This window comes from Mesorhizobium intechi (assembly GCF_002879535.1).
Classification (GTDB): Bacteria; Pseudomonadota; Alphaproteobacteria; order Rhizobiales; family Rhizobiaceae; genus Mesorhizobium; species Mesorhizobium intechi.
In genome coordinates this window covers 1-26,080 of sequence record NZ_PNOT02000354.1, presented here as the reverse complement: position 1 = coordinate 26,080, position 26,080 = coordinate 1, and the positions used below count along the sequence as shown (strand labels likewise).

General features: G+C 63.7%; 25 protein-coding genes and 1 pseudogene. 15 read left to right on the top strand and 11 right to left on the bottom strand.

Annotation, left to right across the window (positions count from 1 at the left end; genetic code table 11):
• Positions 1-867, bottom strand: a pseudogene (locus tag C1D09_RS29860) (DUF2778 domain-containing protein); the annotation flags it as partial.
• A gap of 519 nt (positions 868-1,386) precedes the next feature.
• Between C1D09_RS29860 and C1D09_RS29855 the strand changes: the two are divergent.
• From C1D09_RS29855 to C1D09_RS29840, 4 genes are read left to right on the top strand one after another with little or no spacing between them, the layout of a single operon-like run.
• The gene (locus C1D09_RS29855) at positions 1,387-2,256 is read left to right on the top strand and encodes a protein-L-isoaspartate O-methyltransferase family protein (protein WP_143977564.1); all 870 of its coding nucleotides are present in this window, start codon (positions 1,387-1,389) and stop codon (positions 2,254-2,256) included.
• Between the two features lie 25 nt (positions 2,257-2,281).
• Positions 2,282-4,990 (top strand): polyamine aminopropyltransferase, encoded by a 2,709-nt coding sequence (locus C1D09_RS29850; protein ID WP_143977563.1) that lies wholly within the window; start codon positions 2,282-2,284, stop codon positions 4,988-4,990.
• Positions 4,990-5,925: a hypothetical protein gene (locus tag C1D09_RS29845; RefSeq protein WP_143977562.1), complete on the top strand. Its 936-nt coding sequence runs from the start codon at positions 4,990-4,992 to the stop codon at positions 5,923-5,925. Before C1D09_RS29850 ends, C1D09_RS29845 begins: the two co-directional genes overlap by 1 nt.
• Before the next feature lie 33 nt (positions 5,926-5,958).
• Positions 5,959-6,249 carry a hypothetical protein gene (locus C1D09_RS29840; protein WP_143977561.1) on the top strand — a complete coding sequence of 97 codons (291 nt, stop codon included), beginning with the start codon at positions 5,959-5,961 and terminating at the stop codon, positions 6,247-6,249.
• A 26-nt stretch (positions 6,250-6,275) separates the two neighbouring features.
• On the opposite strand, the gene C1D09_RS29835 is transcribed toward C1D09_RS29840, so the two are convergent.
• Positions 6,276-7,532: a hypothetical protein gene (locus tag C1D09_RS29835; RefSeq protein WP_143977560.1), complete on the bottom strand. Its 1,257-nt coding sequence runs from the start codon at positions 7,530-7,532 to the stop codon at positions 6,276-6,278.
• A gap of 160 nt (positions 7,533-7,692) precedes the next feature.
• On the opposite strand from C1D09_RS29835, the gene C1D09_RS29830 reads away from it, so the two are divergent.
• The 5 genes from C1D09_RS29830 to C1D09_RS29810 all read left to right on the top strand — a co-directional run bounded on the left by C1D09_RS29830 (position 7,693) and on the right by C1D09_RS29810 (position 13,192).
• Complete coding sequence (locus C1D09_RS29830; protein WP_143977559.1) at positions 7,693-8,733, top strand: CapA family protein; 1,041 nt, start codon at positions 7,693-7,695, stop codon at positions 8,731-8,733.
• Positions 8,734-9,028: 295 nt separating this feature from the next.
• Complete coding sequence (locus C1D09_RS29825) at positions 9,029-9,979, top strand: DUF3137 domain-containing protein (protein ID WP_167514811.1); 951 nt, start codon at positions 9,029-9,031, stop codon at positions 9,977-9,979.
• Positions 9,980-10,492: 513 nt separating this feature from the next.
• Entirely contained in the window at positions 10,493-10,735 is a 243-nt protein-coding gene (locus C1D09_RS29820) for a DUF1344 domain-containing protein (protein WP_027047290.1), read from the top strand.
• A gap of 195 nt (positions 10,736-10,930) precedes the next feature.
• Positions 10,931-12,553 (top strand): FAD-binding oxidoreductase, encoded by a 1,623-nt coding sequence (locus C1D09_RS29815; RefSeq protein WP_143977557.1) that lies wholly within the window; start codon positions 10,931-10,933, stop codon positions 12,551-12,553.
• Between the two features lie 15 nt (positions 12,554-12,568).
• A complete protein-coding gene (locus tag C1D09_RS29810) occupies positions 12,569-13,192 on the top strand; it encodes a hypothetical protein (RefSeq protein ID WP_143977556.1) in 624 nt (207 codons plus the stop codon).
• Between the two features lie 63 nt (positions 13,193-13,255).
• Here C1D09_RS29810 and C1D09_RS29805 read toward each other — a convergent pair whose 3' ends face one another.
• From C1D09_RS29805 to C1D09_RS29795, 3 genes are all read right to left on the bottom strand, one after another.
• Positions 13,256-13,777, bottom strand: coding sequence for a hypothetical protein (locus tag C1D09_RS29805; protein WP_143977555.1), 522 nt, complete (start codon positions 13,775-13,777; stop codon positions 13,256-13,258).
• Positions 13,778-13,940: 163 nt separating this feature from the next.
• A complete protein-coding gene (locus C1D09_RS29800) occupies positions 13,941-15,071 on the bottom strand; it encodes a hypothetical protein (RefSeq protein ID WP_143977554.1) in 1,131 nt (376 codons plus the stop codon).
• Between the two features lie 6 nt (positions 15,072-15,077).
• A complete protein-coding gene (locus C1D09_RS29795) occupies positions 15,078-15,512 on the bottom strand; it encodes a hypothetical protein (protein ID WP_143977553.1) in 435 nt (144 codons plus the stop codon).
• Positions 15,513-16,225: 713 nt separating this feature from the next.
• On the opposite strand from C1D09_RS29795, the gene C1D09_RS29790 reads away from it, so the two are divergent.
• Positions 16,226-17,164 (top strand): diacylglycerol/lipid kinase family protein, encoded by a 939-nt coding sequence (locus C1D09_RS29790; RefSeq protein WP_143977566.1) that lies wholly within the window; start codon positions 16,226-16,228, stop codon positions 17,162-17,164.
• Positions 17,165-17,220: 56 nt separating this feature from the next.
• On the opposite strand, the gene C1D09_RS29785 is transcribed toward C1D09_RS29790, so the two are convergent.
• Genes C1D09_RS29785 through C1D09_RS29775 form a run of 3 tightly spaced genes read right to left on the bottom strand, consistent with a single transcriptional unit; the run spans position 17,221 to position 20,998 of the window.
• Positions 17,221-18,174 carry an NAD(P)-dependent oxidoreductase gene (locus C1D09_RS29785; RefSeq protein WP_143977552.1) on the bottom strand — a complete coding sequence of 318 codons (954 nt, stop codon included), beginning with the start codon at positions 18,172-18,174 and terminating at the stop codon, positions 17,221-17,223.
• Positions 18,171-19,385 (bottom strand): mandelate racemase/muconate lactonizing enzyme family protein, encoded by a 1,215-nt coding sequence (locus C1D09_RS29780; protein WP_143977551.1) that lies wholly within the window; start codon positions 19,383-19,385, stop codon positions 18,171-18,173. The genes C1D09_RS29785 and C1D09_RS29780 overlap by 4 nt, the downstream gene beginning before the upstream one ends.
• On the bottom strand, positions 19,382-20,998 hold the full coding sequence (locus tag C1D09_RS29775) for a GMC family oxidoreductase (RefSeq protein ID WP_143977550.1): 1,617 nt from the start codon (positions 20,996-20,998) through the stop codon (positions 19,382-19,384). The genes C1D09_RS29780 and C1D09_RS29775 overlap by 4 nt, the downstream gene beginning before the upstream one ends.
• 205 nt (positions 20,999-21,203) lie before the next feature.
• Here C1D09_RS29775 and C1D09_RS29770 point away from each other — a divergent pair, with 205 nt between their 5' ends.
• The 3 genes from C1D09_RS29770 (at position 21,204) to C1D09_RS33355 (ending at position 22,919) form a co-directional block, all read left to right on the top strand.
• The gene (locus C1D09_RS29770) at positions 21,204-22,145 is read left to right on the top strand and encodes a phosphoribosylaminoimidazolesuccinocarboxamide synthase (protein WP_143977549.1); all 942 of its coding nucleotides are present in this window, start codon (positions 21,204-21,206) and stop codon (positions 22,143-22,145) included.
• A gap of 89 nt (positions 22,146-22,234) precedes the next feature.
• Complete coding sequence (locus C1D09_RS29765) at positions 22,235-22,630, top strand: acyl-CoA thioesterase (protein ID WP_143977548.1); 396 nt, start codon at positions 22,235-22,237, stop codon at positions 22,628-22,630.
• Positions 22,631-22,754: 124 nt separating this feature from the next.
• Positions 22,755-22,919: a hypothetical protein gene (locus tag C1D09_RS33355; protein ID WP_167514810.1), complete on the top strand. Its 165-nt coding sequence runs from the start codon at positions 22,755-22,757 to the stop codon at positions 22,917-22,919.
• Positions 22,920-23,127: 208 nt separating this feature from the next.
• On the opposite strand, the gene C1D09_RS29760 is transcribed toward C1D09_RS33355, so the two are convergent.
• Positions 23,128-23,496, bottom strand: a complete 369-nt coding sequence (locus C1D09_RS29760; protein ID WP_167514809.1) for a winged helix-turn-helix transcriptional regulator — start codon at positions 23,494-23,496, stop codon at positions 23,128-23,130.
• A gap of 92 nt (positions 23,497-23,588) precedes the next feature.
• On the opposite strand from C1D09_RS29760, the gene C1D09_RS29755 reads away from it, so the two are divergent.
• The gene (locus C1D09_RS29755; protein ID WP_143977547.1) at positions 23,589-24,194 is read left to right on the top strand and encodes an NADPH-dependent FMN reductase; all 606 of its coding nucleotides are present in this window, start codon (positions 23,589-23,591) and stop codon (positions 24,192-24,194) included.
• Between the two features lie 59 nt (positions 24,195-24,253).
• Here C1D09_RS29755 and C1D09_RS29750 read toward each other — a convergent pair whose 3' ends face one another.
• Entirely contained in the window at positions 24,254-25,063 is an 810-nt protein-coding gene (locus C1D09_RS29750; RefSeq protein ID WP_143977546.1) for an MBL fold metallo-hydrolase, read from the bottom strand.
• A 68-nt stretch (positions 25,064-25,131) separates the two neighbouring features.
• Positions 25,132-25,539 carry a winged helix-turn-helix transcriptional regulator gene (locus tag C1D09_RS29745; RefSeq protein ID WP_143977545.1) on the bottom strand — a complete coding sequence of 136 codons (408 nt, stop codon included), beginning with the start codon at positions 25,537-25,539 and terminating at the stop codon, positions 25,132-25,134.
• A gap of 97 nt (positions 25,540-25,636) precedes the next feature.
• On the opposite strand from C1D09_RS29745, the gene C1D09_RS29740 reads away from it, so the two are divergent.
• Positions 25,637-26,080: quinone oxidoreductase family protein (locus C1D09_RS29740; protein ID WP_167514807.1), on the top strand; the 444-nt coding region annotated here is incomplete at its 3' end.

Genomic DNA, 26,080 nt, shown 5'->3' with positions numbered 1-26,080 from the left:
CGGTTGGGTCTCGGCAGGCGCAACCGCGACATCGGCCGAGGATTCGGTCATCGGCAGCGGCGAGGCGAATGCTTCGTCCTCGACCGGCAGCGACTGGACGAGGGCCAGCGCCAGCTGCGTGTTGTCAGGCGTCTGCGTCTGGGCGAGAGCCATCGGCGCCGGCGCGGTCTGGACGACGACGGCGCCGGTGTCGGCACGGGCGAACCGTTCCGCCGCCGGAGCCGGCATGTCGTTCGACAGGCTGGCCATCACTTGGACTGACGGAACCAGCGCCGCCTCGGCAATCTGCGGCGTGGCCTGGGAAATCACCGGGCGAGCGTCGGCGGTGGCGATGGGCTTGCCGGCATTGGCGAAGGCAGCTGCAAGCTTGGTCGGCGACAGCGACGCCTCCATGTGTTCGAAGCGCTCCTGCGCCTTCGACTTCAAGATCGGCTGTTCGGGCTTTGCATGGGCCGCCAGGCGCGCGGATTTCTCACCCAGCGGGCTGACACGGGCCAGCTTGAAGCAGGATGCGCCGCATTGCACGGCATGGTCATGCAGGGCCTGGGCACCGCCATGGGCATTGGCCGGCATGAACGGCGCCGAGGACGTCAGGAAATGCTGTTTCAGCGGATCGGTCATCGCCAGCGAGCCCGGCATGGCCAGCGTGTGCGACAGGCCGCTCGATGTCGCCGACAGCGAGACGCCGACGGAGCTGAGGCCGGCCATGGTGCCGATCAGCCAGAGGCCGACGGCAGCGCTGGCACCGGGCACCGCGACCCAGCGGACGATCCGTTTCGGGTTGAAGGAAGGGGTGCGCTTCGCGTCGACGAGCTCGCCGCCCTCGCGCTGGTCCCGGATTATTTTGTGTTTACTCGACAACGCCATGCAACCAATCTCGCTCCAATCGGTTTTCCCCGTACGTGGCCTTGTCAGCCGCGACGACCATTCTGCGAGTGATCCCAGGGTGGTCCCCGACGCGTTTGCCGCGCCTGTCGTTGATTGCCGATTGCTTCAAAATATGGACAAAGTTGGTTAACCAATCCCTCTCAAAACCAACCGAGAGACGTGGACTTTGTGCCAAAAAAGGCTCGTCCACGACCATGCACGCGGTATTTCAGCCCTTCCGATTTAGGTTTGCTGCCTGTTTTTAGCGACCGAGTCAAGCAAAACAGCCATTGCTAATATAATGTAACGTCACTCCGGGGAGCCCTGCGGCAATGCGCAGCACCATTCCATGGGCCTGAAAAAAGCCGATGGCATCGGCGAAACTGTTGCCCTCTTGCCACATTTTTTCGGCCCGCGCGGTCGCCCATCGACGCCCATTGACTCGTTTTGGGAGGCGGTGCAATCGGGTTGAGGTGCTTGGTTTGAGGTGGCAAAAGCCACTTTTTGGAGGCTTTTTCCATGAAGCGTCGAGATTTCTTGACGCTGTCGGCGGGTGCGGCGGCGTTCTCCATTCTTCCGGCCACGGTCAGGGCCAACGTGCCCATGCCATACGACCGCAACGCCGAAGTGCCGTTCAACGACAAGAAATCGTTCATCGACTGGATGGTGGCCAATCGCGGCGAGGATCCGAAGTTTTTGGCGCAGCGATTCGATCGCTTCCAGATCATGGTCTACAACAAGGACGTGCTGGACGACCGCAACAAGCGTGCCTTCCTTTTGACACCGCGCGAGGAATTCGTGCTGCCGCAGAACCTGGGGCACGCCTATGATCATGCCTTCCTCGACATCGGCTATGGCGTGACGATTTCGGGTCCGCACCTCGTCGGACGGATGACGACCTCCATCGACGTGCAATTCGGCGAGGCCGTGCTCGAGATCGGCACCGGCTCGGGCTACCAGTCGGCCTATCTCGCCAACCTCACCGACAAGGTGCACACGATCGAGATCATCAATCCGCTGGCGCAGCGCACGCGGCGCACCTATGACGGGCTGGTCGAGCGCGGCTACAGTGAGTTCGGTTCCGTCACCAGCCGCAATGCCGACGGCTATTATGGCTGGGAAAGCGTCGGCCCGTTCGACAAGATCATCGTCACCTGCGGCATCGACCACATTCCGCCGTCGCTGCTGCAGCAGCTGAAGCCCAATGGCGTGATGGTCATTCCGGTCGGCCCGCCGGGTGCCCAGCACGTGCTCAAGGTGACCAAGCAGCAGCTGGCCGACGGCACGTTCAACATCGTCCGCTCGGACATCTACGATGGCAAGGTGGTGCCGTTCGTGCCGTTCACCAAGCTGGAAGGCGACCAGATCGTCGGTACGCATAACGGCTGAGAATTTGCGGCATCAAGGGACCTGAATGGCAGCCGTCGCATCGAATTCCCGCCTGACCATCCCGTCCCTGGAGGCGCCTCGGCTCGCGCACTATCTCGCGGTCGGGCTGATCGCCGGCGCCATCATCGCCCTGCAGATCGCCGTCATGCGGGTGTTCGCCGTCGGCAGCTGGTCGCATTTCGGCTCGCTGGTGGTCAGTCTCGCCATGCTTGGCTTCTCGCTGTCCAGCGTCGTCATCTTCGCCGGCAAGGGCTGGTTCGACCGCCATTGGCAAGGTGCCGCCGCCGCCGCCCTGCTGCTGATCGGACCGCTTGCCGTCGGCTCCAACCTGGTTGCCCAGACGGTGCCGTTCAACGCCATCTTCCTGGTTTCCGACCCGGCGCAGAAATGGCGGCTGCTCGCCAACTTCCTGCTCTATCTGCTGCCGTTCCTGGCCGGCGCGTTCTTCCTCGGCATCGTCTTCCTGAAAAGCCGCACCGCCTTTGGCCGTGTCTATTTCGCCGACCTGACCGGTTCGGGGCTCGCCGGCCTCGTCGTGCTGGTGTCGCTCTATCTGTTCGCGCCGGAGACCATCATCGTCGTGCCGCTGCTTTTGTGGGCCGCCGGTTCGCTGCTGTGGTTTGTCGCCTTTGGCGCCTGGAAGAGTGTCGTCGCCGGTGTCGTGGTCGCGGCGCTGTCGATATCAGGCTATCTCATGCTGCCCGGCCTGCTCGGCATACCCGACATTGCCGTATCGCAATACAAGGGCGTTGCCTATGCCCGCAACTTTCCGGACGGCAAGCGGATCTACCGAAGCATCTCGCCGTTCGGCGATCTGCAGGTCTATGCCAGCTCCTACATGCATTTCGCGCCGGGCCTGAGCGACAATGCCGCCTTCGGCATGCCCGAAGTGCCGGCCAACACCTATGTCGGCTTGTATCGCGACGGTGACGGGCCGGAAGGCATCATGCGCAACCTGGCGCCGGCCGAGCAGGTCTATTTCCGCTACCTGCCGATGCACTATCCCTATGTCATCAAGACCAAGCCCAAAACCTTCGTCGTGCAGTTCGGCGGCGGCATCTCCACGCAGGTTGCGCTCAATGCCGGTTCGTCCTCGGTGACCGTCGCCGAGAGCAATCCAATGACATTGCGGGCGTTCCGCGATCCGGTGCTGAAAGATGTCACCGGCGATATCCTGGCCGAGCCGCGGCTCAAGGTGATCGATTATGACGGTCGCCTGTTCCTCGCCAACACAACGGAGCGCTACGACGTCATCGACCTTAGCCTCGCCGACAGCGTCGGCCTGTCCAACCCGGGCGGCTTCGCCATCGCGGAAAAATACGCCTACACGCGCGAAGCGATGCTGAGCTACATGCATGCCCTGGCCGATGGCGGCGTGCTGTCGATCACCTTGTGGAACAAGGAAGAGCCGCCGAAATCGGTGCTGAAGCTCTATTCGACCGTCGCCCAGGCGGCGAAGAGCTTCGACCCGCGGGGAGCCGCCAACGACATCTTCGCCGTATCCAGTTACCTCTCGACCACGACCGTGCTGTTCAAGCGCGGCGGCTTCACCGAGGGCGAACTCAAGACGCTGCGCGACTACACCAAGTCGATGTCGTGGGAAGAGGTCTATTATCCAGGAATGGTTTACGACGGTTCGGGCGCGCGCAAGGTGCTCGACGATTACCGCGCCTCGATCTTCGGCAGCGGACAGGACGTGACGCTGACGCAGCAGCCGGCCGCCGACGCTACCGTACCGGCCGACCCGACCGCACCGGCAAATCCCGATTGCGATCCGACGGCGCCGGCCGATCCGACGCTCGACGCCTGCGCGGGGGCCGCGGGCGATGCCGGCCCGCAAGTGCTGCCGGCGACGGAAATGCAGCGCATGACCTGGCACGCGCTTTTGACCGGCGGCTGGGAAAAACTTGCCGGCGACTACGTCTTCGACGCGCGGGCTCTGAGCAACGACCAACCCTATTTCGCCGCCTACGTGAAGGTCGCCGACCTGCCGCGCACGCTCGACCGGCTCGACCTGTTCCAGGACGATTGGGGCTATCTTCTGATCTGGGCGACGCTCGGCATTGCCTGCATCACGGCGGCGTCGCTGGTGCTGCTGCCTGTCATCTTCGGCTGGCGCATCGTGTTCTCGCGCTCGCGCGGCAAGCTCGGCACCATCCTCTATTTCGCCTGTCTCGGCCTCGGCTACATCATGGTCGAGGTCGGGCTGATCAGCCGTTTCACCGTGGCGCTGGCTAACCCGACCGTGTCGGCCTCGGTGCTGATCTCCTCGATGCTGGTGTTTTCCGGGCTCGGCAGCCTGTTTGCAGAGCGCATCGTCGACCGCGCCAGGACAATGCTGCCCGTCGTGCTGCTGGCGGTCTGCGGGCTGCTGCTCGCCTACGGCTCCTATCTGTCGCCGGTGCTCGACAGGATCGGCGCCTATTCCTATGCGGTGCGGCTGCTGCTCTGCTTCCTTCTGGTGTCGCCGCCGGCCTTCCTGATGGGCATGCCGATGGCCACGGCCATGACCTGGCTGGCGCGGCTCGGCAAGGAGCATCTGTTCGTCTGGGCCTGGGGCATCAATGGCTGTTTCTCGGTCATCGGCTCGGCCGCCGTGCCGATCGTCGCCACCAGCTTTGGGCTGAACGCCGTGCTGCAATGGGCGGCGATCGGCTATCTCATCGCCATCCCGGCCTTCTTCGCCGTGCTGTTGCCGTCGAAGGCGCCGTCCATCCGGCTGGTGACGGCCTGATGCCGGACCGTCGCGCCATCGTCGCCGGATTGCTGGCCACGGCGGTGTTTCCGGTGGCGAGCCAGGGGGCGCGCCTGCGCAAGGCCATATCCACCATCGTGCCGTTCAAGGCGTCGCCCTTTCCCTACCGTGGCAAGCTGCCCGACGGCTCGGCGCCGTTTCTCGACGTCACGACGGCGGACGGACGGCGCGGCCACACCTCGCCGCGCGGCGGCATCTACTGGGAAGCCGAGACCTATTCCGATCGCTCGACACTGCTGGCGGTTCCGAAAGGGTTCGATCCGGCCAAGCCCGCGGTCATCGTGGTGTTCTTCCACGGCAATGGCGCCACCTTGCAGCGCGATGTCGTCGGCCGCCAGCGCGTCGTCGCGCAGGTCGAGGCGTCCGGCCTCAATGCCGTTCTGGTGGCGCCGCAATTCGCCAGCAATGCGCAGGATTCCAGCGCCGGCAATTTCTGGACGCCGGGCTATTTTGCCGGGTTCATGGCCGAGGCGGCGCAAGGCCTGGCCAAAGTGAGCGGCACCAGGGCGGCGAAATTCGACGCCATGCCGGTGGTGCTGGTGGCCTATAGCGGCGGCTACAACCCGGCCGCTTTCATTCTCAGGAACGGTGACATCGGCGGCCGCTTCCTCGGCGTCATCTTGCTCGACGCCGTCTTCGACGAGGCCGACATCTTCGCCAACTGGATCGCGCGGCACCGGAAGAGTTTCTTCGTCAGCGCCTATGGCAAATCCTCGGCTTCCGGCAATGCCGAGATCAGGCAGTTGCTGGCGGGAAAGGGGATCAATGCAAGCGCCGATCCGCCGAAGCGTCTCGAAGCCGGCACCGTCGCCTTGCTTGCCTCCGATGCAGCCCACGACACGTTCGTCACCCGCGCCTTCGTCGGCAATCCGTTGCAGTGGCTGCTCGCCCGGCTGCACGGGTTCCCGCGCTAAGGCTTTTTGCCACTCCAGTTCCAGTTCTTGCCCATGCTTCTGACCGCCATTGTCATCACCCAGATGTTGGACCCGCTCAGGATCCTGCTGGTCGGGATCGCCTATTTCCTCAGCCGGCTGGTCAAGCGTCTGGGCATGGGCTGGCCTGGATTGTGCGCGGCGATCGTCGTGATCGCCGGTGCATTTCCGTTCGTTATCCTTGGCCAATCCGGCGACATCGCCTGGACGACCGCGGCGATCGGCGTGATATCGAACGCGCTGATCGCCGCCGCCTTGGCCGGCCTGCTGCGGCTCCAGCGATGGCTTTTCCAACTCTTTGTTTGAGGCGATCTCCTGCGGGAAAAGGTCGCTCAGTTAAACCACAGCGCGAACGTCAAAAACCCGCCGCCGCCGAACTCGCGCTGGATCTGATCGAAATCCTCACTGGTCAGGATCCTGCCGCTTTCGAGATAGGGCGCGATTCCAGGGCCGGTGATCGACAGCACCAGGTCGAAGGGCTTCGGCTCTTCGAAGAAGCGCTTCATGTTGATGCCTTTGCCGGTGATGCGGAAATGCGGCAGCAGCGCGCGGCCCTCGAGCAGGTCCTCGGCCATGGTCAAGGTGGCGAGCCAGGCCTGCACCTGCTCCTCACCGACTTCGAGGCCGGTCAGCGGGTTCTCGCCCTTCTGCTGCGGCCCGGGCAGCCATTCGCGGTCATTGTCGGTCTCGGCGCGGATCGCCTTCCAGTCCTCGCGCGACAGCCGGATCATTTCGAGCAATTCCTGGCGTGCCGCCTTGCGGCGCTCCGGCTCGACCACCGGCCAGTTGATCATGTGCACCATCGAGATGAAATCGGCGATGCGCCACTCCGAGGAGAAGATGCTCGAGCCTGTCTCGCTGGGCGGCGGCACGAGAATATCCTGCAATGGCAGCTTGGCGCGCGGGAACAGCATGTGGAAGGAGCCGTCGAAAGTGGTTCTGAAATCATGCGCCAGCCAGAAATCCGCCTGCGCCATCAGGAACTCCGCATAGCCCTGCAGCCAATAGCCGTCTGCGCGGTCGAAGCGAAAGGTCAGCGCCGGTGCGGTATCGCCCTGCGAAATACCGCCGCGCGACAGCGCGGCGATGATCGCCGCCATGCTTTCATCCGGCGCGATCGTGCCGTCCTCGTTGAGGTCGATGCCGACATGGGTGAGGTCGATGACCATGCCGATATCGGCATCGGCCGGCACCGAGCCCAGCGTCGCGGCGGATTTTGCAAGCCTGTCGCGGAAGGCCACCAATGTGGCGCGGAACTCTTCGTAGGTCAGCGGCTCGGGATTGGGATTGGAGGGCACCGGCAGCTGCATCAGCGGCAGCATGAAGGATTGCGGGCTTTCGAAGCCGTGGCGGTGCAGGCCGTTGGCGAGCAGTTCAAGTGCGGTGAAGAACTCACCGGCGCCGGCGGCATAGGCCGATGCCGGATCTCTCGGTGCGGCCGCCTCCAGGGTCGACAGGGCGCTGTCGCGCGCGGCCACGGTCTTGGCCTCGAAAAGCGCGGTTGCCGCTTCGGGCATGGCGGCGTGCGCCGAAGACAGCGGCCCAAGCAGAATGAATGCGGATGCCATCAGACCTGCTATTCGTGTCATCTTTCCCTCCCAAGCATTTGGCCCCGACGACCATACACAGATTTGCGGCTATTTGCGGTGTCGCGCCCATCAGTGCCGATGCGCTGTCGACATCGTTGATGGCCGACGACTTCAACCGGTCCACGGGACAGTCTAAACAAGGCAAACGATTGGGCATCGCGTGTCGAACTATCCGCTTTCCTACAAACTGTCCTGGCTTCCGCGCTTCCTCAAGCCGTCGCTTGGCGGCGACGGCAATGGGTTTGCGCCGATGGCGGGTATGCTGATGGAGCCGCCGCCAAGGCAGACGGTGCGGCTTGCATTCATCGGCGATATCTCGGCCGTGGCCAACCGCCGGGCGCCGCACTGCGATCCGGCGATCAAGGCGCTGCTTGGCACTGCCGATCTGGTGATCGGCAATTGCGAAAGCCCTGTCGTGGACAGGCCGAGCGCGGTGCTGGGCACAAGGCTCGGCACGCATCATGCGATGAGCGAGCGCTTTCTGGCCGATGCGCTCGCCGCGGCCGGTCTTGCGCGCGAAAAGCTCGTGCTGTCGCTGGCCAACAATCACGTGCTCGACCAGGGCATCGCCGGTTTCGATGAGACGGTGGCGGCGCTGAAGCGGCTTGGCATCGGCACTATCGGCCTTGCCAGCGATGGCCCGGTTCGACCGGTCAAGGTCGGACCGCTGAATGTCGGCTTCGCCGCCTTCACGCTGTGGCGCAATGCGCATGAAAATCTGTTTGCCGGGCGCGTGTCGATGGACAGCGATGCAGAGCGGTGGCCGGGCGGTTTCGATCTTCTCTGCGCGGTGCCGCATTGGGACTGGGAGTTCCGGCATTTTCCGCGCGCCGCGACGCGGGCGCTGGCGAGACGCCTGGCGAGGCAGGGCGTCGGCCTGATTGCCGGGCATCACGCGCATGTGGTGCAGCCGGTGGAACTGATCGGCGAGACTGTCGTCGCCTATGGGCTCGGCGATTTCCTCGGCACCGCCCTGGCGCGACAGCCATGGCCGGGGCGCATTGGTGGGGTTTTTGTCGCGGATATCAGCGCGGATGAAGGGGCGCGGGGTGCGATTGCGGCTTACCAGATGCATCCGTTCGTAAGGCTGCGCGGCGGGGATCATGAGCGCCTGGTGCCGGTAGAGGGGTTGGAGCGCCGAACGCGCGAGAAGGTCGAGGGGCGGCTGAGGGCGGTTTTCCCTTCTCCCCTTGCGGGGTGAGGAGCGGTCCGCGCAGCGGAGGATAAGCCATTGCCTGGCTTTCGAGTTTTGAACGCCCTGAGCATGCGAAGGGCCGGGGCGTCCGATCAGCGTGTCGGCCCCCCGCCGCCTTGGCGGCGCCGCGGCGTTTGCTGGCCTTTCATCGTGCCTCTGGCACGATGAATTCGCTTCGCGAACCGGTTGCTCACACCAAGGGAGAAGGAAGAAGGGCCGTCCGTCTGGCGCCGCTCCTGCAAAACCAGCTATCATGACTTGTCGAGGCTTGCAGGGGGCAGCGGTGGAGACAGCGGATTTCATGCCGGGCGAAGCAGTGATCGCCGGCATCCGGAAGAACATCGAGGCCTATGAGGCGGCGCGGGCCTCGGCAGTGCGGCAGGTGCGATGGCGGGTGCCGCTGTTCGTCGGGCTGGTGCTGGTGGCCGTGGCGGTGATCGCCTGGCTGTTCAACAACGTCGCCGATCCCCACGAGCAATGGTTCTCGACGCCGCATGTGTTTCTCTATGTCCTCGGTTTCGCCGCTTCGATCCTGCTCTATTTCCAGGCCATGAAACCGGCCACACGGCTCCAGCAATCGTTCCGGGACACGCTCTTGCCGATCATCTTCGGCTTCATCCGCGACGTGCGATACCAGCATGGCGGCAGGCCGAATTCGTTCGACCGTTTGCCGCGCGAGGCGGTCGGGCCGTTCAACCGGCAGGCCTTCGACGATGTCGTTTCCGGCCGCTACGAAGGGTTTCCGTTCGAGCTCTACGAAGCGGAGCTGCGGGAAGGGAGCGGCAAGGGTTCATCGACGGCCTTCAAGGGTGTCATCGTCGCTTTCGAGGCCGTCGCGCCGTTCCCGGGGATCCTGGTGGCGACGCGGCGGACCAATGCGGTCGTCGGCTTCTTCCGCGGCCTTTTCGGCTCCAAGCTGCAGGAGCTGTCGTCGGGCGACCCATTCCTTGACGCGGCCTACGAATTCCGCACCGACAATGTCGAGGCGGCGCGCCTGCTGGTGACCGGCCGGCTGGCCCAGGCCCTGAAATGGCTCGGCGAAACCTGGCCGGACGATCCGGCCCGCGTCGCACTCAACGGCGGCGATGGGTTCCTGCTGTTGCCGCAGGCGAAGAATTTCTTCGAGCTGCCGGAGATTTCAGTGCCTCTCGACTACACCAGGCATGTCGCACCAATGATCTCGGACATGGGCGCCATGCTGGCGACGGCGGCCCTGGTGCGAAAGATCGGCGCGAAGGACGAGATGGGTTGATCGGATCCTGCAGTCGAAGCGACAGCGTTCGCCCATGGCGTCCGTTTCTTCTTTGGACATTTCCTGAACATCACGCAGACGGTTAAGCCGCCGGACTTGACGTCGCTCATTCATTTTGGATTTGCCACCAGAGCGCGAGTTTCATCCGCCTTTTTGAAATCGCGGTTCAGCTGATCCATGCAACAAAACGTGTATCAATCGAAGATCAGCAGGCTGTTCCGTGATGCGATCCGGGGCGGATTATGGCGGCTGCATGATGGCCGCGAGGCGCCCGCCGCAATAGCCTAAGCGATTCTTTTCGTGGACGAACGGCGCGCGTCGAAGCAAACGATACGGCTTGAAACTGCATCAGCCGCAAGCAATGTGTCAGAATTAAGCCTATGATTTCCTTTGCGAAAAGTCACTCAACGTGATTTGCGGCCAGCAGGCTTTCAGGCCCAGTGTCGGCTCGTTCGGTGCTGTCGTTGCGCAAGGCGGCAGCCCGGAAAAGTGAAACAGCACGGAGTGCTATCGATGAAGAAGACCCTCGCAACCACAGCCGCTCTGCTCGCATTCCTCGGTACGGCCTATGCCGCGTCCGTTCAGGGCACCATCCAGGCGGTCGATCCGACGACCAAGTCGATTACACTCGACGACGGCAAGATCTACCAGCTGTCGCCGGAAGCGAAGATCGGCAAACTGAAGGTGGGCGCCAAGGTGGCGGTAACCGTCGATGACAAGACCGGCATGGTGACGTCGATCAAGAAGGCCTCGTAGACACGAGCGTCATGCGTCGGCAGACCTGCTGACCGAATTTTTCTGACCCTGCTCCAATCTCGGCCGATTCCTTCGGGGATCGGCCATTTTCATAAACCCATGCAAGGTCACCGAGGCAGCCGAACGCCGCCTCGGTGGCTGCCCCTATGGTTTTCGCCGAAGAGCCGCGCTATCCGTTGGCCAACGGGGGGCTGCATGGCTGACGAACAGAAGGGGTTTCGCCTGTCGCGTCGGCTGGTGCTCGGCGCGACCGTCGTCGGTGGAGCGGTGCTGTGGGGCGGCACCACTTTGGCGCGGCTGGCGCGCGGGCCTTCAGGGCCGAAGAATGCCGGGCGCATCGCCGACATCGATGGCATTGCCCTGCCGCTGAAACCAATTGCCAGTCCGCCGCCCTATGATCCCTCGCTGCCCTGGTCGGCCAAGGGCGGCGACATCAACGATGCCAGCGGCCTGTCGCGGACGCCGGTCTATGGCGTGGTGGAGGTCAGCGAGGAGGATCATATCGCCAAGGCGTTGGCCTTTGCCCGCGCCAACGGCTTGAAAGTGTCGCTGGCCGCTGTCCGCCATTCGATGGGCGGCCATGCCTTCGACGACAATGCGCTGGTGCTCGACCTCAAGAAATTCAACAAGGTCAGCGTCGATGCGGCGGCCAGGACCATGACGCTGCAGCCCGGCGCGTGCTGGCACGATATCCAGAACCTGCTGCATCCGCGCTTCGCGGTGAAGGCGATGCAGTCGACCGACATTTTCTCGGTCGGCGGCTCGCTGTCGGTCAACGCGCATGGCATGGACCACCAGGCCGGTTCGGTTGCCGGCTCGATCCGCTCGATGCGGGTGATGCTGGCCGATGGGTCGGTGAGCACCTGCTCGTCGACGCAGAACAGCGACCTGTTCCGTCATGTCGTCGGCGGCTACGGCCTGTTCGGCGTGGTGCTGGAGGCGACGCTCGACATCGTCGACAACGCCGTCTACCGGACCTCGCGAGAGATCATCAAATCCGACGATTTTCCGAAATTCTTCGCCGAAGTGCTGGAACCTAACAAGGATATCGGCCTGTTCTACGGCCATCTGTCGACGGCACCGGGCAATTTCCTCGAGGACATGATCGTCTACCGCTACGACAAGGTGGCCGAGCAGCCGCCAACCGGTCAGCCCGAGATCGGCGAACCGGAGGGCGTCGGCCTGAAGCGGGTGATCATGAACCTCGCCAAGAAGGGCAGCCTGTTCCAGGAGCTGAAATGGTTCACCGAGAAGACGCTGGAGCCGAAGTTCGAAAGCTGCACGGTGGCGCGCACGGCGGCGATGGCCCAGGGCGAGGCCTGTCTCGTCACCCGCAACAATCCGATGCACGATTCGGTGCCGTATCTGTTCAACGACCTGATGGACGAAACCGACATCCTGCACGAATATTTCATTCCGCGCGCTGCGTATGTCGAATTCATCACCGAAGCGCGCGAGATCCTGCGCAATCAGTCCCTGCCGGTGCTCAACGCTTCGGTGCGCATCGTCCACAAGGAGAATGTGGCGCTGACCTACGCGCCGGAACCGGCCTATTCGCTGGTGCTTTACATCAACCAGCCGACAGACGCCGACGGCAATGCCAGGATGCGGGCGCTGACGCGGGCGCTGATCGATGTGACGATCAAGCACGGTGGGCGCTTCTTCCTGCCGTACCAGCTGCATTATTCGGCCAAGGAACTGCTCGCGTCCTATCCCGAACTGCCGGCGTTCCTGGCGGCGAAACGGCAGTATGACCCGACGGAACTGTTTTCCTCGACGTTCTACCGTGCCATCAAGGCGCTGAGCGGGGTGGTGTAGGCAGGAGAACAATCAATGCGGATGGTATCAGCGGCAGCCCTCATTCTCATCGCGCTGTGCGCTGGACCGGCCGGAGCCAAGGACCTCAAGGCGTTCAAGCTGACCATCGACGGCGTGGCCGTCGACATCGATCCCGGCGAGAGCGCCGAGGTGACGCTGCCCGGCGGCAAGAAGAGCAAGGTGACGCTCGAGCGCAACGACTTCGCCACCTTTTCCGGAGACCGTTTCTCCTTCGTCCATCCGAGCGATGTTTCGGTGACCAAGACCGATCTGGGCGAAAACATCACGCAATATCTGATGGCTTCGGCGCTGGGCACGATCATCGTCGTGCAGGAATACGGCAAGATAAATCCGGTCTCGCTCAACCAGCTGATGCTGCAGGAGATGACAAGGGAATCGGTGCAGGCCGGGGCCGAACTGACGCAGCAGCCGACGACGCGCAAGCTCGCCGACGGCAAGGAGTTGACCGGCATCCGCGCCGAGGTGAAGACGCGCACCGACACCGCGTATTTCGAGATCGTCGGCTACGGCCGCGCCGATCAGGGGCTGTTGTTCGTCACGCGCGTCGGTAGCGACGACCTGGCCACCGAGCAGCCGCTGATCGACAAGTTCTGGGAGAGCCTGAAGGTGAAGATGTAATCTTTTCCCTTATGCATGTCGTTGTCCCAAAACCGCTGCGCACTTTCGGGGGACATGCGTTGGCTACAGCCCCGTCGGCACCAGGCCGGCCAGCCAGTTCACGGAGCGTTTAGCAGCATCAGCCGTCGCGGAAGCCGCGCGGCCGAGATCGGTCTTGACCACGGCATAGCCGTTCTTCGTGCGATAGAGCACGCCGGTTCCGCCATCGACCACCTGTTCATAGGCGACGGGCCGCGCGGCGTCCGCGTCGATGGTCGTCGTCGGCGAGCCGACCGGCACACTCGGCCGATGGCTCAGTTCCGGCGGCAGCGGGCTTTCCGTCCGCACGACCCTGCTGGCCGGCTTCAGTTCCGGGCGGGATGCGGTGGCGGCCAGTTGCGAAGAGGACGACGACCCCTTGGGGCGGCAGATGCCGGACACCAGCGGATAGTCGAAATTGCGCTGGTGCAGGATCTGGCTCTTCATCGCTGCCTCGCACTCGGCGATGGTCGACCACTTGGCCGGCGTCTCGCCGATATATTCGCACAATTTGGCGTCGCAGTCGCAGCCGACAATGGTCATGGCGACAAGGGCGGTCTTGATCACGGTCTTGTCCCTTCGAGATGCCCCCCCGGCAGCCCATTCAGATGCATGTCGCCCCTCAGGCAACACGCACCATTCCCTCGCGCGCGAACAAGGCGGGATTTGGCCGCGATTGTGAAATGAGCATGGCGGCCGTCTGATCCTGGCCGGGCGTGGCCGAAAGGCCTCAGTAATCGTAGACGTGTTCGAGCCTGGCGCCGGCTTTCATCAGCGACGGCAGCACCAGGTGCAGCTTGCGCACGGCCACGACCATGCCGGTGCGGCGCGTCGAGGGATCGGCCGGCAGCGGATAGCTGAACAGGATGCGCATGCCTTCGGGAACGGCGATCGAATCGGTCGACAGCAGGGTGACCATGATCTCGTCATTGCCGCCGATCTCGACGAAGGAGACGCCCTTGTCGATCAGCCGCGGGATCATGTCCGTGAAGGCCTGATAGCGCCTGGTCACGAAGATGGTGCCATCGGCACCGTAGTCGCGCTCCAGCAATGTGTCCGGCTCGTTGCGGGTGGCTTCGCCGACCATGCCCTTGGCCCAGACATGGACATCGAGGAAGGCCGGGTCGGAGGTCGCGGCAAGCGCCTTTTTGATCAGGTCGGCATAGCCCTGCTTGATGGTGTCGGCGAGGCCGAAGGCAAGCTTGCGTTCGCTGGTGCGGACGGAGCTGTCGCCCGGCGCCGGTTGCACGGCAAACAGGCCGGCGCGTTTCTCGGCATAGGCGAACTGGTACCACGGCACCTGGTCGAGGAAGGCCGCGTATTCGGCCGCCACCTTGGCCTGATAAATGTCGGCGGCAGTGCGCTTGGCCGATGTCGCCTCCGTGACGCGGCCGATCGTGTTCTCATAGGCCCATTGCAGTATGTGCTCGATCGAGTGGCTGGTGCCGATGATGACCAGCATCTGGTGGTTGGCATAGTTGAACTTGTAGGGGGAACTGGCGCGGATCACCGTGGCGTAATCCTGCCAGAAGCGGCCGACATAGGACCAGTAGGGAAAGCCGCTCGGCTCGTCCTTGGCGACGAAGCCGGCATATTCGCGCGCGGCGTAGACGATCGCCCATTCGGGGTAGGTGAGGAAAGTCGATTCCTCCGGCCGTTGGTAGCCGGGAATTTCGGCGCGGACCTTGTCAGCCAGCGCCTTGGGCGGCGCGCCATCGGCAATGCCGGGCAGCGGCGTCTGGTCGAGCGACGGCGTCGTCAGAAAGCCGTAGCTCAGCCCGACGACCGGGATGAGGATGATGATGACGATCAGCCAGACGATCGTCTTGATGATGCGCTTTATCAAGCGGAACAACGACATGGCCGATCAGGCGGTGGCGAAGTGATCATGTATGCGCTTCGACAGCCAGAAGCCGACATAGACGGCGAAGCCGCCAATGACGAGATGCGGCAGGTTGGCGAAGAAGCGGGTGGGGAGCTCGATGTCGTTGAGGGGGCGGAAACCGTTGATGAAGATGCCGGCATCGAGGCAGCCGGAGCCGGTGATCAGCCCGAGCACGCCGTCGAACAGATAGACCGAGCCGAACAGCTTGAAATAGAACACCGCCTGGCGGTGCGAGATGAACGCGGCGGCCAGCGCCCAGACGCCGGAGAAGGCGTGCAGCAGGTCGTCGTACCATTGCAATGAGAACAGGCCGAACAGATTGCCGTTGGCATCGTTGAACGCCGGTATGTAGCCGATGGCTACAACGGCGAAGAACAGGAAAGCATAGGCCACGGCCAGCTTCTGGATCAGCGTCATGAAGTATCCCCCTTCAATTGACGTCGAACGTTAGCTGATTTCGTCGCCGGTTGCAGCCCCAGGCGGAAACATCGCAAAAATTGTGCGGGATGGAAAACGACAGTCGGCGCTGGGATTTCTCCCAGCGCCTCCCTGTCAGATCAGGACACGGTCGCGGCAGCAACTTCCGTAAAGTCGTCGCGCCATGCCGGCCTTGATTTTGACGGTCCTGCCAAACACCACCCCAAGGCGGCGTCCGTTCCGGACCACGCTGGTCTTGGCCCTTGCGGGCTTTGCCCTGCGTGCCATCGAAGGTTTTTGCCGTCCTTCATGGCAGCATCGGTCCGCCGTCGGCGTTGGCACGCTTTCCGCGGCCCCGTAGGTCTCGGCTACCGTCCCTCGAAACAGGCAAGCCTGCTCTCGCTCCGGGCCGTACGGGCCTCAGGAAATCCGCCTTTCACTTTCGCCTTTCGGCTTGGCGATCGGTAGCCGCCTGAGATGGGTTTAACTTACGCCGGGTAAGTGTCCGGGGGAATGGCCCTGCGCCTGTGGATAGCGGGATTATCGGGGACCGTCTGGCGCGCGCCCGGGAACTTCGGTGCCCACTGCCTTATGCAGCCTGCCCCTCTTTTCGACGTCGCAATTGACGGCGCCCCTTGCTCCGCCGGCGGGCGCGGGCTTCAATGCCGGCAAACGACCGGACATGGATGTCCGGCGCCGGGGAGGGCGAGTATTTGAAAGTCGGGGTGGTTCTCAATCCGATAGCCGGTGGCGGCCGGTTGAAACGGCATTGGCCTGAAGTCGCCGCCTCGCTGAAAAGGCACTTCGGCGATTTCGAGCTGCGCGAGACGCAGGCCGAGGGCGACGCCGAACGGTTGGCCATCGACCTCGCCGCCACCGGCTTCGACCTGGTGATCGCCGCCGGCGGCGACGGCACCGCCAGCGAAGTGGCCGACGGGCTGCTGCAGGCATTCGCAGAGAGCGGCAAGACGACCGAGCTTGCCCTGCTGCCATGCGGTACAGGCATCGACTTCGCGCGCGGTCTTGGCCTGCCGAAAGCCGTGGACGCGACCTTGAAGCGGATCGCCGGGGCAGACAGCCGCAAGATCGATGCCGGGCGCGTCTGCTACATCGACGACCATGGCGCGCTGGCCAGCCGCCATTTCATCAACATCGCCAGCCTCGGCCTGTCGGGCGCTACCGACCGCGCCGTCAATGCCGACAAGCGCAAGGGCAAGATGTCGGCCAAGGCGCTGTTCCTGTTTCGCACCGTGGTCGAGTTCATCCGCTACCGCTTCCAGCATGTGCGGATCACCGTCGACGACGGCGCGCCGGTCGAGGCGCGCATGGCGCTGGTGGCGGTTGCCAACGGCAAATTCTTCGGCGGCGGCATGATGATCGCGCCGGACGCCGAACTGACTGACGGGCAATTCGATATCGTCATCCTGCGCGCGGCCGGCAAGCTGAAGCTGATCTGGGACATCCGCCTGCTCTATGGCGGCCGGCACCGCAACCATCCGGCGATCACGATCCTGCGCGGCAAGAAGGTGGTTGTCGAACCGCTCGACGATGTGGAAAAGAACGGCGCGCTGGTCGACATAGACGGTGAGTCGCCTGGACGCATACCGGCGACCTTCGAGATCCTGCCTGGCGCGCTGACGCTCAGATATTGAATCAAGGCGTTGCCAGATTGATTCAGGTCTTTTCGAAACTGAATCCGGCTATCGATTCAAACAGATGAAATTGCTTGGTTTTCCCGTATCTGGTCAGCTCCCAGTCTGGCTGGAAAACCAGGCGCGCGCAGCTCGGTGCCGACGGCATCCTCGAGCAATTTGACGATCTGGGTCGACCAGGCGCCGCCGCCATAGGCCGCCTTGCCCTGTTCGAAAATCGCGTTGACGCGGGATGCCAGCTCCAGCGGCACGCCGAAATCCTTGCCCATGCCCAACGCAAAGCCGAGGTCCTTCAGCGCCAGGTCCATGGTGAAGCCGATGTCGTAGGAGCCGTTGAGCACCAACTGGCTTTCGGTCTCGTGGACGAAACTGTTGCCGGAGGAGGCAACGATGGCGTGGTAGGATTGGCCGAGGTCGAGGCCACCCTGTTTGGCCAGCATCAGCGCCTCGCCGGCGGCGACGAGGTGGACGAAGGCCAGCATGTTGGTGATCACCTTGATCACCGCGGCCGAGCCGATCGGTCCCATCAGGAAGGAACGTGCGCACATCGCTTCGATGGCCGCGCGATGGCGTTCGTAGAGGTCCGCATCGCCGCCGACCAGGGCGGTGATTTTGCCGACCGCCGCCAGATGCACGCCGCCGGTGACCGGGCACTCCAGCGTCTCGACGCCCCTGGCCGAGGCGAGGGCGGCGAGGCGCACAATCTCGTCGCGGCCATTGGTCGACATCTCGATCCAGGTGCCGCCCTTCGGCAAACCTTCGAGCAAGCCGCCGGATCCGGCCAGCACCGCTTCGCTGATCTTCGGCGAGGGTAGGCATGTTACGGCATTGCCGGCCAGCGCCGCCGCCTCGGCCGCGCTGTCGGCAGCGGTGGCGCCGAGCGCCACGAGGTGATCGACGGCAGCGGGGTCGCGATCGAACACGGTGACGGCAAAGCCGTTGCGGATGAGGCTGGCGGCAAGATTGCCGCCGAGATGGCCGAGGCCGATGAAGGCGTAGGTCTCGCTCATGGCATCAACGGGGTCTGCATCATCTGCAGATGCAAATCCTTGCCGGTGTAGGGATGCGCATCGCAGACCGCTTCGTTGAGCTCGACGCCCAGCCCCGGTTCCTTCGAGGGGATGACGTTGCCGTCCTGCCACTCGATCTTCTTCTTCAGAAGCGTGGCGTGGAAGCCGTCCCACTGCTTCAGCGATTCCAGGATGAGGAAGTTAGGCAACGTCACCGCCAGCTGGATGTTGGCGGCGCCGACGATCGGTCCGCAATAGCAGTGTGGCGCGACCTGGATGTGGTAAGCCTCGGCCATGGCCGCGATCTTCTTGGTTTCGAGGATGCCGCCCGAGCGGCCGAGATCCGGCTGCAATATGGTCGCGGAGCGGTTTTCGATGACGCGGGCGAATTCGAATTTCGTCGTCAGCCGCTCACCGGTGGCGATCGGGATCGAGGTCGCGCGGGCGACCTGCGCCATCACTTCGGGCATGTCGGGCGGCACCGGCTCCTCGAACCACAAGGGATCGTAGGGCTCGATGGCGCGCGCCATGCGCAGCGCGCCTGACGCGGTGAACTGGCCGTGCGTGCCGAACAATATGTCGGCGCGGGTGCCGACCGCCTCGCGGATCGCCTTGACCATGCGGGTGGCGACATCGATGTCGAGCAGGCGCGGCTGATGGCCGTCGAAGGCGGTGTAGGGACCGGCCGGGTCGAGCTTGACGGCATTGAAGCCCTGCTCGACATATTCGAGCGCGCAGGCTGCCGCCAGTTCCGGGTCGTTGTAGACGTTCCTGCCGTCCGGCGCGTCCTCGGAATGGACGCTGCCGGTGTGCGGATAGAGGTAGGTGTAGGAGCGCAGCGTCTCATGCACCTGGCCGCCGAGCAATTTGTAGACCGGCTTGCCGGCTTCCTTGCCGATAATGTCCCAGCAGGCCATTTCGAGCGCCGAGAAGCAGCCCATGCCCGACACATCGGGGCGCTGCGTGAAGCCGGAGGAATAGGCGCGGCGGAAGAAATTCTCGATATCGTGCGGATCGCGGCCGACGAGATAGCGCTCGGCCATGTCCTCGACCATTTCCGCCGTGACATGAGCCGAGAAGGTGGCGTTGTAGGCTTCGCCGTAACCGACCACGCCGCCATCGGTGGTGAGCTTGACGAAGATGAAATACTTGCCGCCGATGCCGGGCGGGGGGTTGCCGACAACCCAGGTCTTGACGTCGGTGATCTTCATTTTTGGTCCTCCAGAACCAGTTCGGCGCCCTTCCACCCGGTCATGATCGAGGCGGCGTTGGTGTTGCCGGTGATGTTGTCGGGAAAGATCGAGGCGTCGATGACGCGCAAGCCCTCGAGGCCATGCACTTTCAGGCGCGGATCGACGACGGCGCGCGCGGGATCAGGCCCCATGCGGCAGGTCGAGACCGGGTGATAGACGGTGCCGGAGCGCTTCCTGAAATCGGTGATCAGGTCGGCGTCCGACTGGATCGATGGGCCGGGCAGGACCTCTTCGCTGATGATTTCGGCCATGGCCGGCATCGAGGCGATCTTGCGCACGAACTTCACCGCCGCCAGCATCTCCTCGACATCGGCATTGGTCGAATAGGCGTTGGCGGTGATTTTTGGGTGGTCCAGCGGATTTCCGGAGCGGATCATGATCTCGCCCCTGCTCGACGGGCGGCAGTTGGACAGGCCGATGGAGAAGCCGGGCCATGGGTCGGGCGTCAGGATCGGCCGTTCACCGCTTTTCGGAATGACGGTCGAGAAGGCCTGGAAATAGAGCTGCATGTTGGGGCGCGAGAAGGCAGGGTCGGTGCGGAAGAAACCGCCGCCATGGTTCATCGACAGCGACAGCGGTCCCGAGCGCGTCAATATGTACCGCATGCCGACCAACAGCTTGCCCCACCAGGGACGCAGGATCTGGTTGAGCGTCGGCACCTTACCCTTGAAGGTGTAGTTGATGCCGACATGGTCCTGCAGATGCGCGCCGACATTCTCGTTGGCATGGACGATCGGGATGCCCAGCCCCTTGAGCAAGGCCGCGGGGCCAAGGCCGGAGAGCTGCATGAGCTGCGGCGAGTTGATCGAGCCGGCGGACAGGATGATTTCGCGGCCGGCCCGCGCCGTCTTCGTCTGACCGTTCTGCAGATATTCGACACCGACGGCGCGCTTGCCTTCGAACAGGATGCGGCTGGCCAGCGCACTGGTCTCGACGTGGACATTGGAACGCTTCATCGCTGGGCGCAGGAAGGCGCGCGCGGCGGACATGCGGCGGCCGTTCTTGGTCGAGATCTGGTAGGTGCCGACGCCTTCCTGGGCAGCGCCGTTGAAATCGGGATTGAGCGGCAGGCCGGCCTGCTGGCCGGCGGCGAGATAGCGCTTTGTCAGTGGATGGACGGCGTTCGCCGTGTCGCTAATGTGCAGGGGACCACCGGTGCCGCGCCACTCGTCGGCGCCGGCCTCATTGTCCTCGAGCGCTTTGAAGATCGGCAACAGCTCGTCATAGCCCCAGCCGGGATTGCCGGCGGCGCGCCAGTCGTCGAAATCCTCCCGCGCGCCACGGATCCACACCATGGCATTGATCGAGCTCGACCCGCCGAGCAGCTTGCCGCGCGGCCAGTGGTCGACATTACCGCCGAGGCCAGGATCAGCCTCGGTCTTGTAGTTCCAGTTGACCGCCGGATCGAAGAAGGTCTTGCCGTAGCCGAGCGGCATCTGCACGTAGAAGCGCCGGTCCGTGCCGCCGGCCTCCAGCACCAAAACCGAGAAGCGGCCCGAAGCCGACAGTCTGTCGGCGAGAACGGAGCCGGCCGAGCCGGAGCCGACGATGATGAAGTCATGGATCTGCATGATTGAAACGGGCGGCTCCGGAAATCTGGCCGCAGCCTAGACGCGGCGGGTTCGCCGCGTCGCAGCGCCTTCCGGCATGCGTTGTGAAAAAAGCGACCGGGATGCGAGGTCGAGTTGCGGGGAATACCGACAATCGCGCTTGAAAAGCATGGGGTCGACAGCTTATGCGATGACATCGGCCACTCTGCGGAAGGCAGGAAATCATATGCGGACCCTGTCGGATGCGTTCATTCCCGAACTGCCGGGTTACTACAAGGGCAAGGTCCGCGAAAACTACGATCTGGCGGACGGGCGACGCATCATCATCGCCACCGACCGTCTCAGCGCCTTCGACATCATCCTGACCTCGATCCCGTTCAAGGGCGAGATCCTCACTCAGACGGCGCGCTACTGGTTCGAGGAAACCGCCGATATCTGCCCGAACCACGTGCTCGAATATCCCGACCCCAATGTCGTCGTCGGCACAAGGCTGGACATCCTGCCGGTCGAGATCGTCGTGCGCGGCTATCTGGCCGGCACCACCAGCACCTCGATCCTGACCCGGTATCGTCGCGGCGAACGGGAGATGTACGGCATGCGCCTGCCCGACGGCCTGCGCGACAATGAGAAACTGGCGGAAGCGATCATCACGCCGACGAGCAAGGCCGCGGACGGCGCCCATGACGAGCCGCTGTCGAAGGCCGAGATCATCGGACAGGGGCTGCTCACCCAGGCGCAATGGGACACCGTCTCGGACTACGCCTTGCGGCTGTTCGCCCGTGGCCAGGCGCGCGCCGCCGAGCGCGGTCTGATCCTCGCCGACACGAAATACGAATTTGGCACCGACGCGAACGGCACCATCATCCTGGCCGACGAGATCCATACGCCCGACTCCAGCCGCTACTGGATCGCGGCGAGTTACGAACAGGCCTTGGCTAACGGCACGCGGCCGGAGAGTTTCGACAAGGATTTCATCCGCTCCTGGGTTGCGGCGCGCTGCGATCCCTACAAGGATCCGATCCCCGAGATACCCGACGAAATCGTCGAACAGGCTTCGCGCATCTATGCCCACGCCTACGAGGCGATCACCAGCAAGGAATTCGTTCCCGACCTTTCCGGGGAGACGGTTCTCGATCGCATCCGCTCGAACCTGGCGCGCTTCTTCTAACGGCAGGCGAAGCTTTGCCCGGCACGCGTTGACGCGTCCGCGCCATGGCGCTACGGGATCGAGGGCAGTCGATCTCAAGGATTTCTCGCATGGTGCACTACGCGGACGGACGGCCGATCGGAGACCTGACGCTGCGCACGCTGGCCATGCCTTCTGACGCCAACGCTGCCGGCGACATTTTCGGCGGCTGGGTGATGGCGCAGATGGACCTTGCCTGCGGCATCCGCGCCGCCGAACGCGCCAGGGGCCGCGTGGTGACGGCGGCGGTCAAGGAGATGTCCTTCGCCAAGCCGATGAAGATCGGCGACACGCTGTGCATCTACACCCATGTCGAACGCGTCGGCCGCACCTCGATGACGCTCAAGGTCGAAGCCTGGGCGCAGCGCTATCTCTCGGATTTGATGGAAAAGGTCACCCACGCCGATTTCATCATGGTGGCGCTGGACGGCGAGGGCAAGCCGAAGGCCGTTCCGGCCGAGGGTTGACGAGCCATTCTCGCGCTCCGTTCTCCAGTGCATAGCAGTGTAACATCGCCTGTGCGGGCAATGCGTTGCGCGACATCCAATGGTTGCCTGCGCGCCCGATTGTGCTGGTGCCGGGGGAGAGACAATGCGTCAACACATGCTGAACGGCTGGCTCGTGGCAGCCCTTGTCGCCTTGGTCTGCCTGCTCGGCGTAACCGCCTATGCCGAAGTCAAGAACGACCTTCGGCCTATCGCCTGCCGGCAAGGCGACAAGGGCGACCGGAAGCCGGTGGCGACATGCGTGCCCTGAGCACGGCGGCCTGCGATCGCCTGGCACCGGGAAGCCGAATGGTTGCCCTTGATCCGCGATTGTCGTCGTCAAAGCAGCGTGTCTGCTGGTCCGCCACCGGCGCCATAGGACAAAGTTGCGAGCCCGCGTCTGGAGAAGCGCGACTTCCCTGCCGTCCAGGCAATTTCACTTAACGCGGAGGCTCGGGATCCCTTGCCGTGCAAGGGCTTCAGCCATGCATGCCGTCGAATTTCTCGCGAGCCTCACGTACACGCTGCGTGTTCCTGCGCGCCCATTCGCCGAGCGCGCTGACCGGTATCAACAACTCGTGACCGAGTTCGGTCAGTTCGTAGTCGACGCGTGGCGGAATGGTCGGAAACACGGTGCGGGTGACGAAGCCGTCGCGTTCCAGCCCGCGCAAGGTGGTGGTCAGCATCTTCTGCGAGATGCCGCCGACAGCGGCACGCAGCTCGTTGAAACGCAGCGGTCCGTGGCCAAGCTTGCCGACCACGAGCACGGTCCATTTGTCTCCGACGCGCTGCAGGATTTCCGAAGTCGCGCGGCAGTCTTCGGTGTTATGCGGGTGCCTCAGTAACAAAACGGTGCCTCCTTGCGTCGGCAGTTGACAGTATCCCATATAGCGCCGGTATCTAAATGATACCAGCATATTACTGGAATGGAGAGCCTCCCATGTCAAAGCCGAAAATCGCCATCATCGTCGGTTCGACGCGCGCCGCGCGCTTCGCCGATGTGCCCACCCAATGGATCGCCAAGATCGCCAAGTCGCATGCCGATATCGATGTCGAGGTCGTCGACCTCAGGGACTTCCCGCTCCCCTTCTTCGACGAAGTCGCTTCTTCCGCCTGGGTGCCGTCGACCAACGAAGTGGCGCAGCGCTGGCAGAAGAAGGTCGCCGAATTTGACGGCTTCATCTTCACCGCCGCCGAATACAATCACGGCCCGACGGCCGTCCTGAAGAACGCCATCGACTACGCCGCCAACGAATGGAACAAGAAGCCGGCCGGCTTCGTCGGCTATGGCAGCGTCGGCGGCGCCCGCGCCGTCGAGCAGCTCCGCCTCCATGCCGTCGAACTGCAGATGGCGCCGGTCAAGTCGGCCGTCCATATCGCCTGGGGCGACTTCCTCGCCGTACGTCAGGGCGAGAAGAGGCTCGAGGATCTCGAGCACCTGAACCAGGCCGCCACGGCGCTGGTCAACGACGTCGCCTGGTGGGCCAAGGCACTGAAGAAGGCGCGCGATGCCGACGTGGTCGACGAGGAAATCAAGGCGGCCTGATCGCCAGTCGAATTATCCTCCCAAGGGATGTGGGGCGGCGCTTGCGCCGCCCTTTTCAATCAGAGCGGCTCAAATCGAAAGCTGCCGCCAGAGCGGACGACGCGGCCGATGCCGGGCGAGTCCAGATGCGCACCGGCAACGAGGTAATGATCGTCGGCCGCAAGCGCCAGCAGCCGCAGCCGGCTCTGGCGCGCCTGGTCCTGATCCGTGTCGTACTCCCACGTCACCTCGGGCCGATCGAACTGCAGCGATGGGACGTGCACGGTATCGCCCCAGATCAAAATGCCTTCGCCGCCGCTCGAAACGCGAAAGCAGCTGTGGCCCACTTCATGGCCATGAGCGCCGATAATGTCGATATGGGCTCCGAGACGGTCTCCGGCCTCGAATGGTTCCGCCATGTCGTGAAACCGCTCGAGCCGCGCTTCGGAGCGGAAGAGGTCGAGTTCCTGCCTGGGAACGAGTAAGCGCGCCAGGCGCGCAAAAGCGTGCCGGCCGTCGGCAAGCACAAGACCCTGGATGTGGTCGAGATGCGTATGGGTGAAGCAGACGATGCGGATTCTTCCGGCATCGATGCCGGCTTCGACCAGCGCCTGGGGAAGCCGGCCCATGGTCGGGTGCCAGGCATTCGCTGCGCCGGTATCGATCAGTGTCATTTCACTCCCATCGTCAATCGCGAAGGCGTTGACAGAAAGCCTGAGTTGGCCATCAACCAACGGGACTTGTTCCGGCAACCCATCGCCGAACGGCTTGTCGCCGCGTTGCCGAAGCCGTCCGACCGGCATGTCGACATAGCCATCACGCAAGGCGGTGATGCGCAGGTCACCAAGAGTGTAGGTCCGATAGAGTTCGCCCGAAGCTATGCAATGCATTTGCTGATCCGTTCCGCAGCCAATCTGTGATGGGCAGCCGGCGTCGGCAACCCGCCAGTCAATTTGATCTAGGCCATATGAGCGTGCTGCGCCCGCCGCGGCCGGATGATGCAGTCGGCGAGACGATGCTTCTCGTCCAGCGCATCCGCGTGGTGCTGGCCCCATTGGCAGAGCGCCAGCAGGATCGGCTCGAGGCTGAGGCCGAGGCTGGTCGCCGAATATTCGACGCGGGCGGGCACTTCGGCGAAGATCTCTCGGCTGACGAGGCCATGCTCCTCCATTTCGCGCAGCTGCTGGATCAGCACTTTCTGGGCAATGCCGGGCATCAACGCCTTCAGTGACGACAGCCGCCTGGGACCGTCGAAGAGATGGTAGAGGATGACCGCCTTCCAGCGTCCGGCGATCACCTTGAGCGCGCGCTCCGCCGGCAGCACCGGCAGTCGCTTGATCGGCATCTTTCCGGCTGAACCGGCCATGGTCACCTCCTGGTCAGCAGGGGACAAATGAGTGTGTAGTCGCGGCCTCGGAGATAGTGGCAAACCACCGCCGATGCCAGTGCGATCGGAGTTTGCCATGAAAGCCGTTCAATTCAGCCGCTTCGGCGGTCCCGAGGTGCTCGAGGTCGTCGAGTTGCCGGCGCCGGTGCCGCAGGCCGGCGAGGTTCTGATCCAGGTCCACGCCGCCGGTATCAACTTCTTCGAGGTGCTGATGCGCGCGGACCGCTACGCGGTGACGCCGCGGCTGCCGATGTTTCCCGGCGTGGAAGTGGCCGGCATCGTCAAGGCCGTCGGCCAAGGGGTGGATGGGGCACTGCTGGGAAGACGCGTCGCGGCGCCGCTGTTTGCCTCGCAGCGTCCATATGGCGGCTATGCCGAGCAGGTGACGATTTCGGCCGCTCTCGCCGTGCCGCTGCCGGACGAGGTCTCGTTCGAAGAAGCGACGGCGCTGATGGTGCAGGGGCTGACGGCCTGGCATCTGCTGCGCCAGAGCGCGCCAGAGGGCAAGACGGTGCTGGTG